This window comes from Moorena sp. SIO4A5, assembly GCF_010672005.1.
Classification (GTDB): domain Bacteria; phylum Cyanobacteriota; class Cyanobacteriia; order Cyanobacteriales; family Coleofasciculaceae; genus Moorena.
Genome location: NZ_JAAHHZ010000176.1, coordinates 1 through 2,296 on the forward strand (window position 1 = coordinate 1; position 2,296 = coordinate 2,296).

1 protein-coding gene and 1 pseudogene are annotated in these 2,296 nt (G+C 47.3%); one reads left to right on the forward strand and one right to left on the reverse strand.

Translation table 11 applies throughout. The annotated features are described in order from the left end of the window. Positions 1-186, forward strand: a pseudogene (locus F6K57_RS30760) (transcriptional regulator); the annotation flags it as partial. Between the two features lie 502 nt (positions 187-688). Here the strand turns inward: F6K57_RS30760 and F6K57_RS30765 are convergent. Then, entirely contained in the window at positions 689-2,002 is a 1,314-nt protein-coding gene (locus tag F6K57_RS30765; protein ID WP_293071962.1) for an NADH:flavin oxidoreductase/NADH oxidase family protein, read from the reverse strand. Between the last annotated feature and the right edge of the window lie 294 nt (positions 2,003-2,296).

The window sequence follows — 2,296 nt, forward strand, 5'->3', positions numbered from 1 at the left end:
CGAGACAGTGGAGAAGTTTTGGCTAAACTAGGCAAGCTACCTTCTAGTCGTATTCTGGCATTAGCTCCTAATACTGGTAACAAGTTGTGGATCGGAACTTCGGAAGGACTAGCTTGGGTGAGCATGACTACAGGTCGCATCGAACCCCATTTGGGCTTTGTTAGAGAGATTCCAGGTAGCTTTTAGATGTAGCTTTTAGCTGCCAAACTATTGGCTCTAAGTGAGTGCGTTCGCGAAGCGTGACCAAAGGTCAATCGCAAAAACTGAGACTCCGATCAGCACCTTTGATTAACGTCAGTTTTGGATAAGGAGGAGGGAAGCAGGTAGGCTGAAAGTGCCAACCGTCAACCCCCCGCTTGCCCCATGCTTAGTATAGAAGACCTGTTTTGCCATGTCTAGGCAATAATCAATTACAGAAGGCCAAAGATGGCTTAGTGGCAGGTGGTTCAGGCTTTTGGTTTTGTTAGAATGAAACAGCCCGGCCCCAATTTTGGGGGGAACAAGACTTTCAAAGTCCCCCCCGGTGCGCTTTCCGTGATGGCGAGGGATTGCTCGCCATCACGGGTCGCACCGCAAAGTTGGGGGATCCACGGGGGCTTGACCAAAACCAGACGATCGCGCATTCATACTTCAATTCAGCAACGCCTAAATTCTTAGGCATTCGGAATAAACATTCAACGCTTCATGGTTACCAAGGAGATTGCCAAGCTTCGAGAGCTTGCTTGTCCCTCATCTGAATTTTGTGAAATGCTTCGAGGGTAGTCATGTCGAGATCGGGCTTTTTCCCCTCACCAAGGTAAATGAGCTGCATATAGAACCAGCCCATGTGACTGATAGCGTTGATGTTACGCATTGTGGCTTCGTCAACCTTCTGACCTAATGCTTCTTGGTCGAACGACTGAAGCTGATTCTCGTAGTCTGGTAAGCGATCGATTTCGCCATCGAGAAGCTTTTTCACTGAATGGGGATCGCCAACAAGCGGTCGCGCAATCCCGATAACATCCAATGCACCTTCCCTGAGGACAGACTCTAGAATTTGGCGGCTACGGAAGCCGCCGGTGATCATCAGTGGTATATTTGAAACCTTACGAGCATCATTGGTGTAAGTAAGAAAGAACGCTTCGCGCTGCTGCGTACTTTCACGGATTATTTCATTGTTGGGTTTCTTATCTCCGAACAAAGTAACTGGGTTTTCATAGTTACCACCCGAAATCTCAACCAGATCAACTCCTTCCCTTTCCAGCCAATTCAACACCTCAAGAGATTCGGAGTAGCTAAACCCTCCTTTTTGAAAATCACTCGAATTGAGCTTAACAGCGACAGGGAAATCGCTCCCAACCTTGCTTCGAACTGAACGATAGACCTCAAACAGAAAGCGGCTACGGTTCTCCAGATTGCCACTCCAGTCATCCATGCGTTGGTTAGAGAGGGGAGATAGGAACTGGCTGATGAGATAACCGTGCGCCGCATGAATCTGCACGCCAGTAAAACCACAATTGCGGGCAATTTCAGCTACCCGACCAAAGCGCTCAATTAAGGTTTCGATTTCTTCAGGTTCAAGGGGACGCGGTTTCCCAAAATTACCACCCCTAAGTTCGAGCCCAATGGATGATGGGGCTACCGGATGGGGACAAATTTCGAGTGGCGACTGTCGCCCCGCATGACTAATCTGCATCCAAAGATGGTTACCTCCGCTCGTTCCTGCTTTTACCAATGCTTTAAGCTGTTCGAGTACATTTTGATCGTCAATAGCTATATTACCTACTCTTTCCATATGCTTGCGGTCAACTTGAACGTTGCCGGTGATAAGCAATCCACAACCGCCTTCAGACCACTGTTTATACAAACGCATATGCTTTTCAGTCGGACGATTCAAGCTATCTGCTAGCCCTTCACTCATGGCTGCCTTTGCTAGTCGATTACTCAGAACAGCCCCACAAGGTAATGTCAAAGGTTGATTCAAAAGATCGGGCATAATAATTTTAATCTTTGATGTTGTCAATAAACTACTGTCTTGGTAAAAATGAAGCGAGAAATCTACTTCCTTGAGCTATGTATTACTCAAACCAGTCTCGAAGCAGCTATTTGTTCGTAAGTCGCTAGTGGAAGAGCTACTAAAAACCTAAAATATAGTGCTTCACAATTGATTACAGTATAGCGGTTTCTAACCTAACGTCAGTTTTGGATAAGGAGGAGGGAAGCAGGTAGGCTGAAAGTGCCAAGTCAACCCTCCGCTTGCCCCATGCTTAGTATAGAAGACCTGCCCATGCCATGTCGTTCGCGTAGGGTGCCCGAT